Origin of the sequence: Pluralibacter sp. (genome assembly GCF_019237635.1) — a bacterium.
Taxonomy (GTDB): Bacteria; Pseudomonadota; Gammaproteobacteria; order Enterobacterales; family Enterobacteriaceae; genus Enterobacter_B.
Map to the genome: position 1 here is coordinate 18504 of NZ_JAFAGS010000039.1, position 16250 is coordinate 34753.

The 16250-nt window shown below is 61.0% G+C and carries 17 protein-coding genes; 15 read left to right on the forward strand and 2 right to left on the reverse strand.

All coding sequences use genetic code 11. From position 1 onward, the window contains the following. Positions 1-37 precede the first annotated feature (37 nt). From JO226_RS04750 to JO226_RS04765, 4 genes are read left to right on the forward strand one after another with little or no spacing between them, the layout of a single operon-like run. A complete protein-coding gene (locus JO226_RS04750; RefSeq protein WP_293493999.1) occupies positions 38-985 on the forward strand; it encodes a 4-hydroxyproline epimerase in 948 nt (315 codons plus the stop codon). Next, on the forward strand, positions 982-2091 hold the full coding sequence (locus tag JO226_RS04755; protein WP_293494002.1) for an FAD-binding oxidoreductase: 1110 nt from the start codon (positions 982-984) through the stop codon (positions 2089-2091). The genes JO226_RS04750 and JO226_RS04755 overlap by 4 nt, the downstream gene beginning before the upstream one ends. Beyond that, complete coding sequence (locus JO226_RS04760) at positions 2088-2351, forward strand: 2Fe-2S iron-sulfur cluster-binding protein (protein ID WP_293494005.1); 264 nt, start codon at positions 2088-2090, stop codon at positions 2349-2351. The genes JO226_RS04755 and JO226_RS04760 overlap by 4 nt, the downstream gene beginning before the upstream one ends. After that, the gene (locus JO226_RS04765; RefSeq protein ID WP_293494008.1) at positions 2332-3597 is read left to right on the forward strand and encodes an FAD-dependent oxidoreductase; all 1266 of its coding nucleotides are present in this window, start codon (positions 2332-2334) and stop codon (positions 3595-3597) included. The genes JO226_RS04760 and JO226_RS04765 overlap by 20 nt, the downstream gene beginning before the upstream one ends. Before the next feature lies 1 nt (position 3598). Here the strand turns inward: JO226_RS04765 and hpaR are convergent, their stop codons facing one another. Continuing rightward, positions 3599-4042: a homoprotocatechuate degradation operon regulator HpaR gene (hpaR, locus tag JO226_RS04770; protein WP_293494011.1), complete on the reverse strand. Its 444-nt coding sequence runs from the start codon at positions 4040-4042 to the stop codon at positions 3599-3601. Positions 4043-4324: 282 nt separating this feature from the next. Here hpaR and hpaG point away from each other — a divergent pair, with 282 nt between their 5' ends. The 10 genes from hpaG (at position 4325) to JO226_RS04820 (ending at position 14559) form a co-directional block, all read left to right on the forward strand. Beyond that, positions 4325-5614: a 4-hydroxyphenylacetate degradation bifunctional isomerase/decarboxylase gene (hpaG, locus tag JO226_RS04775; RefSeq protein WP_293494014.1), complete on the forward strand. Its 1290-nt coding sequence runs from the start codon at positions 4325-4327 to the stop codon at positions 5612-5614. Then, a complete protein-coding gene (hpaE, locus tag JO226_RS04780) occupies positions 5611-7077 on the forward strand; it encodes a 5-carboxymethyl-2-hydroxymuconate semialdehyde dehydrogenase (RefSeq protein WP_293494017.1) in 1467 nt (488 codons plus the stop codon). Before hpaG ends, hpaE begins: the two co-directional genes overlap by 4 nt. A gap of 1 nt (position 7078) precedes the next feature. Beyond that, positions 7079-7930 (forward strand): 3,4-dihydroxyphenylacetate 2,3-dioxygenase, encoded by an 852-nt coding sequence (hpaD, locus tag JO226_RS04785; protein WP_293494020.1) that lies wholly within the window; start codon positions 7079-7081, stop codon positions 7928-7930. A gap of 9 nt (positions 7931-7939) precedes the next feature. Next, positions 7940-8320, forward strand: coding sequence for a 5-carboxymethyl-2-hydroxymuconate Delta-isomerase (locus tag JO226_RS04790; protein WP_293494023.1), 381 nt, complete (start codon positions 7940-7942; stop codon positions 8318-8320). 8 nt (positions 8321-8328) lie between these two features. Continuing rightward, on the forward strand, positions 8329-9132 hold the full coding sequence (hpaH, locus tag JO226_RS04795) for a 2-oxo-hept-4-ene-1,7-dioate hydratase (RefSeq protein ID WP_293494026.1): 804 nt from the start codon (positions 8329-8331) through the stop codon (positions 9130-9132). Between the two features lie 10 nt (positions 9133-9142). Continuing rightward, on the forward strand, positions 9143-9937 hold the full coding sequence (hpaI, locus tag JO226_RS04800) for a 4-hydroxy-2-oxoheptanedioate aldolase (RefSeq protein WP_293494028.1): 795 nt from the start codon (positions 9143-9145) through the stop codon (positions 9935-9937). Positions 9938-9994: 57 nt separating this feature from the next. Further along, entirely contained in the window at positions 9995-11371 is a 1377-nt protein-coding gene (hpaX, locus tag JO226_RS04805) for a 4-hydroxyphenylacetate permease (RefSeq protein ID WP_293494031.1), read from the forward strand. 14 nt (positions 11372-11385) lie between these two features. Then, positions 11386-12276 (forward strand): 4-hydroxyphenylacetate catabolism regulatory protein HpaA, encoded by an 891-nt coding sequence (gene hpaA / locus JO226_RS04810; RefSeq protein ID WP_293494033.1) that lies wholly within the window; start codon positions 11386-11388, stop codon positions 12274-12276. 188 nt (positions 12277-12464) lie between these two features. Then, positions 12465-14027, forward strand: coding sequence for a 4-hydroxyphenylacetate 3-monooxygenase, oxygenase component (gene hpaB, locus JO226_RS04815; protein WP_293494036.1), 1563 nt, complete (start codon positions 12465-12467; stop codon positions 14025-14027). A 19-nt stretch (positions 14028-14046) separates the two neighbouring features. Then, complete coding sequence (locus JO226_RS04820) at positions 14047-14559, forward strand: 4-hydroxyphenylacetate 3-monooxygenase reductase subunit (RefSeq protein ID WP_293494039.1); 513 nt, start codon at positions 14047-14049, stop codon at positions 14557-14559. An 87-nt stretch (positions 14560-14646) separates the two neighbouring features. Here JO226_RS04820 and JO226_RS04825 read toward each other — a convergent pair whose 3' ends face one another. Further along, positions 14647-14811: a DUF1127 domain-containing protein gene (locus JO226_RS04825; protein WP_293494045.1), complete on the reverse strand. Its 165-nt coding sequence runs from the start codon at positions 14809-14811 to the stop codon at positions 14647-14649. A gap of 176 nt (positions 14812-14987) precedes the next feature. On the opposite strand from JO226_RS04825, the gene JO226_RS04830 reads away from it, so the two are divergent. Beyond that, a partial coding sequence (locus JO226_RS04830; RefSeq protein WP_293494042.1) for a PLP-dependent aminotransferase family protein occupies positions 14988-16250 on the forward strand: 1263 nt, incomplete at its 3' end.

Here is a 16250-nt window from a genome sequence, read left to right on the forward strand (position 1 = left end):
CATTTAGCAACAAATAGTTAACTTATCGAGGTTTGCCATGACCGTGCCACGCTCGCAGATTGAACTCCGGGCCATTGATTCTCATACCGGTGGCGAACCCACCCGGCTTATCGTTTCCGGCTTTCCGGACCTGGGCTGCGGCAGCATGGCTGAACGCCTCGAACGCTTTGCCCGTGATTATGACCGCTGGCGAAAAGCTATCATTCTGGAACCTCGCGGCAACGATGTGCTGGTTGGCGCGCTGCTGTGCGAACCCGTCTCCCCGGACGCCACGGCAGGCGTCATTTTTTTCAATAACAGCGGCTTTTTGAACATGTGTGGCCACGGCACCATCGGGCTTATCGCCTCGCTGGCGTGGCTCGGGCGCATCAAACCCGGAAAACACACAATTGAAACGCCGGTGGGCGATGTCACCGCTACGCTGCACGATGACGGCAGCGTCTGCGTGGAAAACGTCCCGTCGTATCGCTTCCGTCAGCAGGTCAACGTTCAGACCGCACAGGGGGTCGTCACCGGTGATATCGCCTGGGGCGGCAACTGGTTTTTCCTCGTTAACGACCATCCGTTCGCCATTCAGCCCGACGAGATCCCCAGGCTTACCGATTTTGCCTGGGCAATCCGCGAAGGGCTGGAAGCGGCAGGCATTTGCGGCGAAAACGGCGGCGTGATTGACCATATCGAACTGTTTGCACCGGACGACCATGCCGACAGCCGCAGCTTTGTCCTCTGTCCGGGTAAAGCCTGGGACCGTTCGCCCTGCGGCACTGGCACCAGCGCCAAGCTCGCCTGTCTTGCCGCAGACGGCAAGCTGCAACCGGGAGAATCGTGGCGACAGGCCAGTATTATCGGCAGCCAGTTCACCGCCCGCTTTCGCCTTGAGGGTGAGCGCGTCGTACCGACCATCCGGGGGGAAGCATGGGTGTGCGGCGACAACCGTCTGATCCTCAACCCTGACGATCCTTTTTGCTGGGGGATAACCCTGTGACGTCGGGAGATGTCATCGTCATTGGCGCCGGCATCATTGGCGCCGCCTGCGCCTGGCGGTTGGCGAAACGGGGCCTGCAGGTCACGCTTATCGACGACAGTCAGCCCGGCGCCACGGCGGCGGGTATGGGGCATCTGGTCTGTATGGATGACGATCCGGCGGAACTCACGCTCTCCGCCTGGTCGCTCCGGCTCTGGCACGAGCTGACGCCGCAGTTGCCCGACGATTGCGCCTGGCGCGGCTGCGGCACCCTGTGGCTGGCGGAAAACGATGCCGATATGGCTGTCGCCCATGAAAAACAGCGCCGGATGGCCGCCCGGCAGACCCGAAGCGGGCTACAGACCGCGGCGCAGGTCGCGCAGCGCGAGCCCCTGCTCCGAACCGGGCTCGCTGGCGGGCTGTGGGTACCGGACGACAGCATTGTTTACGCCCCCAACGCCGCGCGCTGGTTCATTGCCGATGCCGGAGAGCGGTTGACCCATCTGCACGACAGCGCCCGCGCGATTGAAGAACCTGTTGTGCTGCTGCACAGCGGTAAGCGCGTACAGGCAGCGGCCATTGTGGTCGCCTGCGGGCTGGGGGCGAATACGCTGCTGGAGGAGAACTGGCTGCGCGCCAAAAAAGGCCAGTTGGCCATTACCGATCGCAACAGCCCCCCAGTGCACCACCAGTTGGTGGAGCTCGGCTACGGCGCCAGCGCGCATGCGGGCGGCACCTCGGTGGCCTTTAACGTACAGCCGCGCCCGACCGGGCAACTGCTGATCGGTTCATCGCGCGAGTTTGATAACACCGACCGGGCGCTCGATCTGCCGCTGTTGGGCACCATGCTGGCGCGCGCGCGCCACTTTCTGCCGTCGATTGCCGACCTCACGATTATCCGCTGCTGGAGCGGATACCGCGCCGCCTCGCTGGACGGCAATCCGCTGATCGGCCCTCATCCGTCGCGGCGCGGCGTCTGGCTGGCGCTGGGCCACGAGGGCCTTGGCGTCACCACCGCGCCAGCCACGGCGCATCTGCTGGCGGCGCAATTGCTGGAAGAGCCCAGCCCCGTCGCGCCTGATGCCTGGCTTCCCGCGCGCCTGTTTCCTGAGGAGGCCACCGCATGACCCACTCTCTTTGCGTGTATATCGATGGCGCCCCGTGCGAGGTTCCCGACGGCATCAGCGTCGCCGCGGCGCTGGCCTGGGCGGGGAATGCGCTCACCCGCGTCTCGGTCAGCGGTCAGCCGCGCGCGCCGTTTTGCGGGATGGGCGTATGCCAGGAGTGCCGGGTCACGGTAAACGGACGACGGGTATTAGCCTGCCAGACGCTATGCCTGGCGGACATGCGGATTGAAAGGAGCCTTCATGAAAACGTGGCAGTGTGATATCGCCATTATCGGGGCCGGTCCTGCAGGGCTGGCGGCAGCGCTGGCGGCGGCCCGCAGCGGTAAGCAGGTCATTATCCTGGACGATAACCCGCGCCCTGGCGGGCAAATCTGGCGCGACGGCCCGCAGGTTACGCTGCCCCCGCTGGCGCGCCGTTACCGGGAGGCGGTGGCAGCGGAACCCCGTATCGAACAGCTCAACGGCGTGCGGTTGGTTGCCCGCCCCACCCCGCGCAGCCTGCTGTTTGAGACAGCGGAAAGCGCAGCCGTGGTCCACTGGAAAAAACTTATCCTCTGCTGCGGCGCGCGTGAACTGTCGCTGCCGTTTCCCGGCTGGACGCTGCCCGGCGTCACCGGCGCTGGCGGGCTGCAGGCGCAAATCAAACATGGTCTGCGGCTGGATAACGAACGCGTGGTGGTGGCCGGGAGCGGCCCGCTGCTGCTGGCGGTCGCCGACAGCGTCCGCCGCGCGGGAGGGCAGGTCGTGGCGCTGGTCGAGCAGGCGCCGTTCGCCGCGCTGACGCGCTTTGGCGCGGGCCTCTGGCGCTGGCCGGATAAACTACGCCAGCTGTTCAGCCTGGGAGTGCCCCGATACCAGACCCACAGCCAGGTCATTGCGGCCCATGGGGAAAACGCGTTGACCGGCATCACCGTGCGACGCCTTGGGGCGGAGCGCCGAATCGCCTGTACCCGTCTGGCTATCGGCTATGGGCTTATCCCCAACCTGGAGCCCGCCCTGCTGTTTGGCTGCTCGATTGTCCACGACGCGGTGGCGGTGAACCGCTGGCAAAACACCTCAGTGACGAATATCTACGCAGCGGGTGAATGTACCGGATTTGGCGGCAGCGAACTGGCGCTGGCCGAAGGGAAAATTGCGGGTTATGCCGCCGCAGGCGACGCGGCGCAGGCGAAAGCCGTTTTTAGCGAACGGGCCCGCTGGCAGCGATTTGCAAATGCCGTCAACCGCACGTTTACCCTCGGCGAACATCTGAAAGCCGCGGCGACGCCGGAAACCCTGCTGTGCCGCTGCGAAGACGTGCGCTGCGGCGATGTCGCGCAGGAAAGCGACTGGCGGCAGGCGAAACTCGCGACGCGCTGCGGGATGGGCGCGTGTCAGGGCAGAACCTGCGCCGCCAGCGCTCGCTGGCTGTACGGCTGGCCGCTGCCGCAACCGCGCGATCCGCTCTCCCCGGCCCGGGTGGACACGCTCTGCCTGCTGGCCGAAAGCACACCTCCCGGCGAGTGAACTACGCTTCGTCTCCCCGCTCGGCAATCTGCCGGTTGCCGAGCGCGATGAACTCCTCCAGCAGCGCCGTCAGCTGCTTCATCTTCTCCGGGGTGTACTCCGATTCAATCTGCTGGTACGCCTCTTCCACCTGCGCCTGCGCGTGTTCATACAGCGCATAGCCCTCTTTGGTGAGCGACACGTACAGCTTGCGCTGATCGTTGACCGGCTTTAAGCGCAGCACCAGCCCGTCGCGCTCCATGCGGGTCAAAATGCCGGTCAGGCTCGGGCGCAGAATACAGGTGCGAAACGCCAGGTCGTGGAAATCCATCGACGGGTTCTCCGCCAGCACGCGCACGATACGCCACTGCTGTTCGGTCAGGTTATGCTGCTTCACAATCGGCCGGAAGTAGCCCATCGCCGTTTCTCGCGCCAGCAACAGCGCAATGGTTAACGAATCATGCATTGCAACACCCCTGCTCCACTCTCAACATCATTAATACATAAATAATCTGCTATCCCCGCCGCCTTCCGCAACCGGTTCCTGAGCGAAAAAGTCTACCAGAAATCACACGCAACAAATAACCAACTGATAAATATAAACTAAAAATAACAAATGTAAATTATACGTTAATTGGATCACAAAATATTCACTTTAATTTGCTAACCGCCGCACTCTGGCATAAAGATAATCATTAATATATTAATGAAATTCAATGACCGGTAACACGGCCCTGAGGAGTGGTTCATGAAAGGCACAGTTTTCGCCGTCGCACTCAACCATCAAAGCCAGATTGATGCCTGGCACGAGGCATTTAACGCCGCGCCCTATAACACGCCGCCGAAAACCGCTGTGTGGTTTATCAAACCGCGCAATACGGTGATCCGCAGCAACGAGCCGATTCCGCATCCGGCGGGTCACGAGGTGCAAAGCGGCGCCACGATTGCCCTTATCGTCGGCAAAACGGCCCGTAAGGTCAGCGTGGCCGAGGCACGCCACTACATCGCGGGCTACGCGCTGGCGAACGAGGTGAGCCTGCCGGAAGAGAGCTTCTACCGCCCGGCAATCAAAGCGAAATGCCGCGATGGCTTTTGTCCGATTGGCGAGAAGGTCAGCCTCAGCAACGTCGATGCCGTCACCGTGATAACCGAAATCAATGGCCGTGAAGCCGACCACTGGAACACCGCTGACCTCGCGCGCAGCGCCGCCGAGCTGCTGAGCGCCCTGAGCGAATTCGCCACCCTGAACCCGGGCGACGCCATTCTGCTCGGCACCCCGCAGCACCGCGTGACGCTGCATCCCGGCGATCGCGTACGCGTGCTGGCGGAAGGCTTTCCAACCCTGGAAAACACAGTTGTCGACGCACGCGACCTCCCCGCGCCGCGCGAGATCCCGGCGCGTCCTCACCCTCACGGCACGCTGTTCGCCCTGGGGCTGAACTATGCCGACCACGCCAGCGAACTGGACTTCAAACCGCCGGAAGAGCCGCTGGTGTTTATCAAAGCGTCCAACACCTTTAACGGCGACCACCAGACCTCGGTGCGCCCAAATAACGTCGGGTACATGCACTACGAGGCGGAGCTGGTGGTGGTCATCGGCAAAACCGCGCGCAACGTCACCGAAGCCGAGGCCATGGATTACGTGGCCGGGTACACGGTGTGCAACGACTACGCGATTCGCGACTATCTGGAAAACTACTACCGCCCGAACCTGCGGGTGAAAAGCCGCGACGGACTGACGCCCATCTCGCCTGTCATCGTGCCGAAAGAGGCCATTCCCGATCCGCACAACTTAACCCTGCGCACCTTCGTTAACGGCGAGCTGCGCCAGCAGGGCACCACCGCTGACCTTATCTTCAGCGTCCCGTACCTGATCGCGTATTTAAGCGAATTTATGACCCTGCAACCGGGCGACATGATTGCCACCGGGACGCCGAAAGGCCTCTCCGATGTGACGCCAGGCGACGAAGTGGTGGTGGAAGTGGAAGGCGTAGGCCGCCTTGTGAACCGGATTGTCAGTGAGGAGACAGACAAATGAAAAAGATTAACCATTGGATCAACGGCAAAAACGTTGCGGGTAAGGACTATTTCCACACCACCAACCCGGCCACCGGCGAGGTGCTGGCGGACGTCGCTTCCGGCGGCGAAGCCGAGGTGAATCAGGCGGTGGCGGCAGCGAAAGAGGCCTTCCCGAAATGGGCCAACCTGCCGATGAAAGAGCGCGCGCGCCTGATGCGTCGTCTGGGCGACCTTATCGATCAAAACGTCCCGGCGATCGCCGCGATGGAAACCGCCGATACCGGCCTGCCTATCCACCAGACCAAAAACGTGCTGATCCCGCGCGCCTCGCACAACTTCGAGTTTTTCGCCGAAGTGTGCCAGCAGATGAACGGCAAGACCTACCCGGTCGACGACAAGATGCTCAACTACACGCTGGTGCAGCCGGTGGGCGTCTGCGCGCTGGTCTCGCCGTGGAACGTGCCGTTCATGACCGCCACCTGGAAGGTCGCGCCGTGCCTGGCGCTGGGCAACACCGCCGTGCTGAAGATGTCTGAACTCTCGCCGCTGACCGCTGACCGTCTGGGCGAGCTGGCGCTGGAGGCCGGTATTCCGGCGGGCGTGCTGAACGTGGTGCAGGGTTATGGCGCGACGGCGGGCGACGCGCTGGTGCGCCACCATGACGTGCGCGCCGTGTCGTTCACCGGCGGCACCGCCACCGGGCGCAACATCATGAAGAATGCCGGACTGAAGAAATACTCGATGGAGCTCGGCGGTAAATCGCCAGTGCTGATTTTTGACGATGCCGATATCGAACGCGCGCTGGATGCCGCCCTGTTCACTATCTTCTCGATCAACGGCGAGCGCTGCACCGCCGGTTCGCGCATTTTCATTCAGCAGAGCATCTACCCGGAATTCGTCAAACGCTTTGCTGAACGCGCCAACCGTCTGCGCGTGGGCGACCCGACCGACCCGAACACCCAGGTCGGCGCGCTGATTAGCCCTCAGCACTGGGAAAAAGTCTCCGGCTATATCCGCCTGGGTATCGAAGAGGGCGCAACCCTGCTGGCGGGCGGCCCGGACAAACCAGACAGTCTGCCGGCGCACCTGAGAAGCGGCAACTTCCTGCGCCCAACGGTGCTGGCGGACGTCGACAACCGCATGCGCGTAGCCCAGGAAGAGATCTTCGGGCCGGTCGCCTGTCTGCTACCGTTTAAAGATGAAGCCGAAGGGCTGCGCCTGGCCAACGACGTGGAATACGGCCTCGCCTCCTATATCTGGACGCAGGACGTCAGCAAAGTGCTGCGCCTGGCGCGCGGTATCGAAGCGGGCATGGTGTTTGTGAATACGCAGAACGTCCGTGACCTGCGCCAACCGTTCGGCGGCGTGAAGGCTTCCGGCACCGGTCGCGAAGGCGGGGAGTACAGCTTTGACGTCTTCGCGGAAATGAAGAACGTCTGCATTTCCATGGGCGACCATCCGATTCCAAAATGGGGAGTCTGATATGGGCAAGTTAGCATTAGCGGCAAAAATCACGCACGTACCGTCGATGTATCTCTCTGAACTGCCGGGGAAAAACCACGGCTGTCGTCAGGCCGCCATCGACGGGCACAAAGAGATTGGTCAGCGTTGTCGCGACATGGGCGTTGATACCATTATCGTTTTCGATACCCACTGGCTGGTGAACAGCGCCTACCACATCAACTGCGCCGACCATTTTTCCGGGGTCTATACCAGCAACGAGCTGCCGCATTTTATTCGCGACATGACCTACGACTACGACGGCAACCCGGCGCTCGGCCAGCTGATTGCCGACGAAGCGGTCAAGCTCGGCGTGCGCGCGAAAGCGCACAACATCCCGAGCCTGAAGCTGGAGTACGGCACGCTGGTGCCAATGCGCTACATGAACAGCGACAAGCGCTTCAAAGTGGTATCGATTTCCGCCTTCTGTACCGTTCACGATTTTGCCGACAGCCGCAGGCTCGGCGAAGCCATCGTCAAAGCGATTGCGCAGTACGACGGTACGGTAGCGGTCCTCGCCAGCGGTTCGCTGTCGCACCGTTTTATCGACGATCAGCGCGCGGAAGAAGGCATGAACAGCTACACCCGCGAGTTCGACCACCAGATGGACGAGCGCGTGGTGAAGCTGTGGCGCGAAGGGAAGTTTAAAGAGTTCTGCCACATGCTGCCGGAGTATGCCGACTACTGCTATGGCGAAGGCAACATGCACGACACCGTCATGCTGCTCGGTATGCTCGGCTGGGACAAGTACGACGGCAAGGTGGAGTTCATCACCGACCTGTTCGCCAGCTCCGGCACCGGGCAGGTCAACGCCGTGTTCCCACTGCCCGCATAAGGATGCCCCATGCCGCATTTTATCGCTGAATGTACCGACAATATCCGTGAACAGGCCGATCTCCCGGGCCTGTTCGCCAAAGTCAACGACGCGCTCGCCGCGACCGGAATCTTCCCCATCGGCGGCATCCGCAGCCGCGCCCACTGGCTCGATACCTGGCAGATGGCCGACGGCAAGCACGATTACGCCTTCGTTCATATGACGCTGAAAATCGGCAGCGGCCGCAGTCTGGAAAGCCGCCAGGAAGTAGGCGAAATGCTGTTCGCGCTGATTAAAGCCCATTTCGCCGCGCTGATGGAGAGCCGCTATCTGGCGCTGTCGTTTGAGCTCGACGAGCTGCATCCGACGCTCAATTACAAACAAAATAACGTCCACGCGCTGTTTCGTTGAGGTTAACCATGCTTGATAAACATACTCAGAACCTGATTGCGCAGCGCCTGCACCAGGCAGAGCAAACGCGCGAACAGATCCGCCAGATCTCGCTGGACTACCCGACGATAACCCTCGACGACGCCTACGCCATTCAGCGTGAATGGGTAAGCCTGAAAATCGCTGAAGGCCGGGTGCTGAAGGGGCATAAAATCGGCCTCACCTCAAAAGCGATGCAGGCCAGCTCGCAGATTAGCGAGCCGGACTACGGCGCGCTGCTCGACGACATGTTTTTCCACGATGGTAGCGATATACCGACCGATCGCTTTATCGTTCCGCGCATTGAAGTGGAGCTGGCTTTCGTGCTGGCAAAACCGCTGCGCGGCCCGAACTGCACGCTGTTCGACGTCTACAACGCCACGGATTACGTCATCCCGGCGCTGGAACTTATCGACGCCCGCTGCCACAACATCGACCCGGACACCCAGCGCCCGCGCAAAGTGTTCGACACCATTTCCGATAACGCCGCCAACGCGGGGGTGATCCTCGGCGGTCGTCCGATCAAGCCCGACGAGCTGGATCTGCGCTGGATCTCCGCCCTGCTCTATCGCAACGGCGTGATTGAAGAGACCGGCGTGGCCGCTGGCGTACTCAACCACCCGGCCAACGGCGTGGCGTGGCTGGCTAACAAGCTGGCGCCGTACGACGTGCAGTTGGAACCGGGGCAGATAATCCTCGGCGGATCGTTCACCCGCCCGGTGCCAGCGCGTAAAGGCGACACCTTCCATGTCGATTACGGCAACATGGGCGCCATCAGCTGCCGTTTTGTATAAGGAGAGCACGATGCACAACGCGTTTAAAGACGCCCTGCGCGCCGGAAAACCGCAGATTGGCCTGTGGCTTGGGCTTGCCAGCAGCTACAGCGCGGAGCTGCTGGCGGGCGCTGGCTTCGACTGGCTGCTGATCGACGGCGAACATGCGCCAAACAACGTCCAGACCGTGCTGACCCAGCTGCAGGCCATCGCGCCCTACGCCAGCCAGCCGGTGGTGCGACCGTCATGGAACGACCCGGTGCAGATTAAACAGCTGCTGGACGTCGGCGCGCAAACGCTGCTGGTGCCGATGGTGCAAAACGCCGAAGAGGCCCGACTGGCGGTGAAAGCGACCCGCTACCCGCCGCAGGGCATCCGCGGCGTCGGCAGCGCGCTGGCTCGCGCGTCGCGCTGGAACCGCATTCCGAACTATCTCCATGAGGCCAACGACGCCATGTGCGTGCTGGTGCAAATCGAGACTCGCGAGGCGTTGAAAAACCTGCCGCAGATCCTTGAGGTCGAGGGCATCGACGGCGTGTTTATCGGCCCGGCGGATCTTAGCGCAGACATGGGCTTCGCCGGTAATCCGCAGCACCCTGAAGTCCAGGCCGCTATTGAAGATGCCATCGCGCAGATCCGCAACGCCGGTAAAGCGCCGGGCATTTTGATGGCCAACGAGACGCTGGCCAAACGTTATCTCGAACTCGGCGCGCTGTTTGTCGCCGTCGGTGTGGACACAACCCTGCTGGCGCGCGCCGCAGAGGCGTTAGCCGAACGTTTTAGCGCAGGCGCCAACGCCAAACCCGCAGAGCCTGGCGTGTACTAACGCCGGGCAACAACAGCCGTCTCACCCTACAAAAATTCCCATCAGAGGAAAAAGACAATGAGCGACACATCATCTGCACTGCCAGACCGGCGCGACCCCGCGAATCAGCATAAACAGCTGACGGCGCGGCAGCAGTCGGTTATCAACAAGCTGTTCCGCCGTTTGATCGTGTTTTTGTTCGTGCTGTTTATTTTTTCGTTTCTCGATCGCATCAATATCGGCTTCGCCGGGCTGACCATGGGCCAGGATCTGGGGCTGAACGCCACCATGTTTGGCCTGGCCACCACGCTGTTTTATGCGACCTACGTGATTTTCGGCATTCCCAGCAACATCATGCTCAGCATCGTCGGCGCGCGGCGCTGGATTGCGACTATCATGGTGCTGTGGGGCATCGCCTCCACCGCCACCATGTTCGCGACCGGCCCTCACAGCCTGTACGTGCTGCGTATGCTGGTGGGGATCACCGAAGCCGGTTTTCTGCCCGGCATTCTGCTCTATTTAACCTACTGGTTCCCGGCCTTTTTCCGCGCCCGCGCCAACGCGCTGTTTATGATCGCCATGCCGGTCACCACCGCGCTCGGTTCAATAGTCTCCGGCTATATTCTGTCGCTCGACGGCATCATGAACCTGCGCGGCTGGCAGTGGCTGTTCCTGTTGGAAGGGTTCCCTTCCGTGTTGCTGGGCGTGATGGTCTGGTTTTATCTCGACGATAAACCCGCCAACGCCAGATGGCTGACGCAAGACGATAAACAGTGCCTGCAGGAGATGATGGATAACGACCGGCTGTCGCTGGTACAACCGGAAGGGGCCATCAGCCACCACGCCATGCAGCAGCGCAGCCTGTGGCGCGAGGTGTTTACGCCCATCGTGTTGATGTATACGCTGGCCTACTTCTGCCTGACCAACACGCTCAGCGCGATCAGCATCTGGACGCCGCAGATCCTCAAAAGCTTCAACGAGGGCAGCAGCAACATCACCATCGGCCTGCTGGCGGCAATCCCGCAGATCTGCACCATACTCGGGATGATCTACTGGAGCCGTCATTCCGATAAATACCAGGAGCGTAAGCACCATACCGCGCTGCCCTATCTGTTCGCCGCGGCGGGCTGGTTGCTGGCATCCGCCACCGATCACAGCCTGATCCAGCTGTTGGGAATTATCATGGCCTCAACCGGTTCGTTTAGCGCGATGGCGATTTTCTGGACCACGCCGGATCAGTCCATCAGCCTGCGGGCGCGGGCGATCGGCATTGCGACGATCAACGCCACCGGCAACATAGGTTCCGCGCTAAGCCCGTTTATGATCGGCTGGCTGAAAGACATGACCGGCAGCTTTAACAGCGGCCTGTGGTTTGTCGCCGCGCTGCTGGTGGTCGGCGCAGTGATTATCTGGATAATCCCGATGAAGGCCTCGCGCCCCCGCGCCACGCCGTAACATAAGGAGTCGCCATGTGCCAGAGTCCGATTGCCAACATCGACATCAGCAAAGAGTACGATGAAAGCCTGGGTTCCGAAGACGTGCATTATCAGTCCTTTGCGCGCATGGCGGCGTTTTTTGGCCGCGACATGCAGGCGCACCGTCACGACCAGTTTTTTCAGATGCACTTTCTCGATACCGGGCAAATCGAGCTGCAGCTCGACGACCATCGCTACTCGGTGCAGGCGCCGCTGTTCGTGCTCACGCCGCCGTCGGTGCCGCACGCGTTTATTACCGAGTCGGACAGCGACGGCCACGTGCTGACGGTACGTGAAAACCTCATCTGGCCGCTGCTGGAGGTGCTCTACCCCGGCACGCGGGAGACCTTCGGCCTGCCGGGCATTTGCCTCTCCATGGCCGATAAACCCGACGAACTGACGGCGCTTGCCCACTACTGGCGGCTTATCGAACGGGAGTCTACCGAACAGTTGCCGGGCCGCGAGCACACGCTGGTGCTGCTGGCCCAGGCGGTGTTCACCCTGCTGCTGCGCAACACCACCCTCGATGACCACGCCGCCAGCGGTATGCGCGGCGAACTAAAACTGTTCCAGCGTTTTACCCAGACTATCGACAGTCACTACCACCAGCACTGGACCGTTCCCGACTACGCCCACGCGCTGCACCTGACGGAATCGCGGTTGACCGACATCTGCCGCCGTTTTGCCAACCGCCCGCCGAAACGGCTGATTTTCGACCGGCAGATGCGCGAAGCCAAACGGCTGCTGCTGTTTTCCGACAGCGCGGTCAGCGACATCGCCTGGCAACTGGGGTTTAAAGACCCGGCCTATTTCGCCCGTTTTTTTAACCGCCTGGTGGGCTGCTCGCCCAGCGCATACCGCGCGCAAAAAGTACCGGTATCGTGATTTCCCGGGCGGCACCGCGCCGCCCGCCAAAAAGCCGCAGAGATCACAAAACCTGACCCCGTCCGAAAAGTACCCGCCGTTGTCCCAATCGTCCCTTCACGTAGCGCCCCTCTCACGCTTCAATTAAACAACAAAAACAAAACATAAATTTAACAAATAACATTCCGAATACGAGTGAAGAGGTGAACATGAAACCTGAAGATTTCCGTGCTGACGCAAAGCGTCCGTTAACCGGCGAAGAGTACCTGAAAAGCCTGCAGGATAGCCGCGAGATTTATATCTACGGCGAGCGCGTCAAAGACGTCACCACCCACCCGGCATTTCGCAATGCGGCGGCCTCAGTGGCGCAGATGTATGACGCGCTGCACAAACCGGAACTGCAGGACACGCTGTGCTGGAACACCGATACCGGCAACGGCGGCTACACCCACAAATTCTTCCGCGTGGCAAAAAGCGCCGATGACCTGCGCCAGCAGCGCGACGCCATCGCCGAATGGTCGCGCCTGAGCTACGGCTGGATGGGCCGTACGCCGGACTACAAAGCCGCCTTCGGCTGCGCGCTGGGCGCCAACCCGGCCTTCTACGGCCAGTTCGAGCAAAACGCCCGCAACTGGTACACCCGTATTCAGGAAGCCGGCCTGTACTTCAACCATGCTATCGTCAACCCGCCTATCGACCGCCATAAGCCAGCGGACGAAGTGAAAGACGTCTATATCAAGCTGGAAAAAGAGACGGATGCCGGGATCGTCGTCAGCGGCGCAAAAGTGGTCGCCACCAACTCGGCGCTGACCCACTACAACATGATTGGCTTCGGCTCCGCCCAGGTGATGGGGGAAAACCCGGACTTCGCGCTGATGTTCGTCGCGCCGATGGACGCCGAGGGCGTGAAGCTTATCTCCCGCGCCTCCTACGAGATGGTGGCCGGGGCGACCGGATCGCCGTACGACTACCCGCTCTCCAGCCGTTTCGATGAAAACGATGCGATCCTGGTCATGGATAACGTGCTGATCCCGTGGGAAAACGTGCTGATCTACCGCGATTTCGACCGCTGCCGTCGCTGGACCATGGAAGGCGGATTCGCCCGCATGTACCCGCTACAGGCCTGCGTACGCCTGGCGGTGAAACTCGACTTCATCACCGCGCTGCTGAAGCGCTCGCTGGAATGTACCGGCACCCTGGAGTTCCGCGGCGTGCAGGCGGATCTCGGCGAAGTGGTGGCCTGGCGCAACATGTTCTGGGCGCTGAGCGACTCCATGTGCTCTGAAGCAACCCCATGGGTCAACGGCGCGTGGCTGCCGGATCACGCCGCGTTGCAGACCTACCGCGTGATGGCGCCGATGGCCTACGCGAAGATCAAAAATATTATTGAGCGCAACGTCACCAGCGGGCTTATCTACCTGCCGTCCAGCGCCCGCGATCTGAACAATCCGCAGATCAACGAATACCTGGCGAAATACGTCCGCGGCTCCAACGGCATGGATCACGTCGAGCGCATCAAGATCCTGAAACTGATGTGGGATGCCATCGGCAGCGAGTTCGGCGGCCGCCACGAGCTGTACGAAATCAACTACTCCGGCAGCCAGGACGAAATTCGCCTGCAGTGCCTGCGCCAGGCGCAGAGCTCCGGCAACATGGACAAAATGATGACGATGGTCGACCGCTGCCTGTCTGAGTACGACCAGCACGGCTGGACGGTGCCGCACCTGCACAACAATGCGGATATCAATCTGTTGGATAAGCTGCTGAAGTAACCAGCGGCAGGAGGTTTACATGCAATTAGATGAACAACGTCTGCGCTTTCGCGATGCGATGTCCAGCTTGTCCGCGGCGGTGAACATTGTCACCACCGCCGGTGACGCCGGACGCTGCGGCATTACCGCCACGGCGGTCTGCTCAGTCACCGACACCCCGCCGTCAGTGATGGTCTGCATCAACGCCAACAGCGCCATGAACCCGGTGTTTCAGGGCAACGGCAAGCTGTGCATCAACGTTCTGAACAACGAGCAGGAGCTGATGGCGCGTCACTTTGCCGGGATGACCGGGATGGCGATGGAAGAGCGTTTCAGCCTCTCCTGCTGGCAGCAGGGCTCGCTGGCACAGCCGATGCTCAAAGGCGCACTGGCAAACCTCGAAGGCGAAATCAGCCAGGTGCAAAGTATCGGCACCCATCTGGTGTACCTGGTGGAAATTAAAAACATCATCTTAAGCGAGGAAGGAAACGGCCTGATCTACTTCAAGCGCCGCTTCCACCCGGTGATGATGGAAATGGAAGCGGTCGTGTAAGCCGTTGAAATTGCCCGGTAGCGCTACGCTTACCGGGCCTACAGACCGGATAAGCGTAACGTCATCCGGCAGAAATAACCGCTAAGATCAGCAGTAGTCGCTGCGCTTGATGCCGACGTCTTTGAGCTGCTCGTCGCTAAGATTGTCCAGCACGCGGCGGCTCGCCGCCTGCCGACGCCACGTTTTGAACGCCTGCCAGAAAAACACAAAGCCGATAAACGGTTTTTTCGCACGGTTTTCATCGAATTCCATCATCCACCTCCACAGCTTGCCAGAGGCTTTATCATCCCGGAATCCGGGGTGCTCAATACAGACTCAGAATCTACTTTTCTTTAACATACAGATCGGCTAAAACGTTATCTGAACGGTGTTTATCTGACCAATCTGTACTGGTTTATCCATCTGTATGGTGAGAAAGAGGATACAGCATGACGCGCTATCAGCATCTGGCGAATATTCTTGCCCAGCGTATCGAACAGGGGCTGTACCGCCACGGGGAAAAGCTGCCCTCGGTGCGCGCCTTAAGCCAGGAGCATGGCGTCAGCATCAGCACCGTTCAGCAGGCATATCAGATGCTGGAAAACCTCCAGCTCATCACCCCGCAGCCGCGTTCCGGCTACTTTATCGCCCCGCGTAAAGCGCAGCCGCCGGTACCGGCGATGTCGCGCCCGGCGCAGCGTCCGGTAGAGGTCACCCAGTGGGATCAGGTGCTGACGCTGCTGGATGCGCGCAACGACAAAAGCATCACCGCACTGGGCGGCGGCTCGCCGGACGTCTCGCAGCCGACGCTAAAACCGCTGTGGAAAGAGATGAGCCGCATTGTGCAGCACAACGGCGGTGACATTTTCAATTATGACGAACTGCCCGGCAGGCGCGAACTGCGCGAGCAGATAGCCCGCCTGATGCTCGACAACGGCGCCGTCATGACCGCCGACGATATCGTGATCACCAGCGGCTGCCACGCCGCGCTGTCCATCGCTCTGCTGTCGGTGTGCAAGCCCGGAGATATTATCGCCGTCGAATCGCCGTCGTTTTACGGCACCATGCAGCTGCTGCGCGGTTTTGACATCAAAGCCATTGAGATCCCGACCGACCCGCAGACCGGTATCAGCATTGAGGCGCTGGAGATGGCGCTGGAGCAGTGGCCGATCAAGGGTGTAATCCTGGTGCCGAACTGCAACAACCCGCTCGGCTTTATCATGCCGGACGCCCGCAAGCGCGCGGTACTGGCCCTCGCCCAGCGCTACGACATCGCCATCTTCGAAGATGATATCTATGGCGAGCTGGCGAACGACTACCCGCGCCCGCGCACCATTAAATCCTGGGATATCGACGGCCGCGTGCTGCTGTGCAGCTCGTTTACCAAAACCGTCGCGCCGGGGCTACGGGTCGGCTGGATTGCGCCCGGGCGCTATTACGACCGGGTACTGCACATGAAGTATGCCGCCAGCGGCACCAACGTACCGACCACGCAGCTGGCGGTCGCGGCGTTTATCCGCGAAGGGCACTACCACCGCCACCTGCGCCGGATGCGACAGATTTACCAGAACAACATGGAAACCTGGACCTGCTGGGTGCGGGAGTATTTCCCCTGCGGGATCTGCGTGACGCGCCCGCAGGGCGGCTTTTTGCTGTGGGTTGAGCTGCCGGAGCATGTCGATATGGTCTGCGTCGCAAAACAGCTCTGCCAG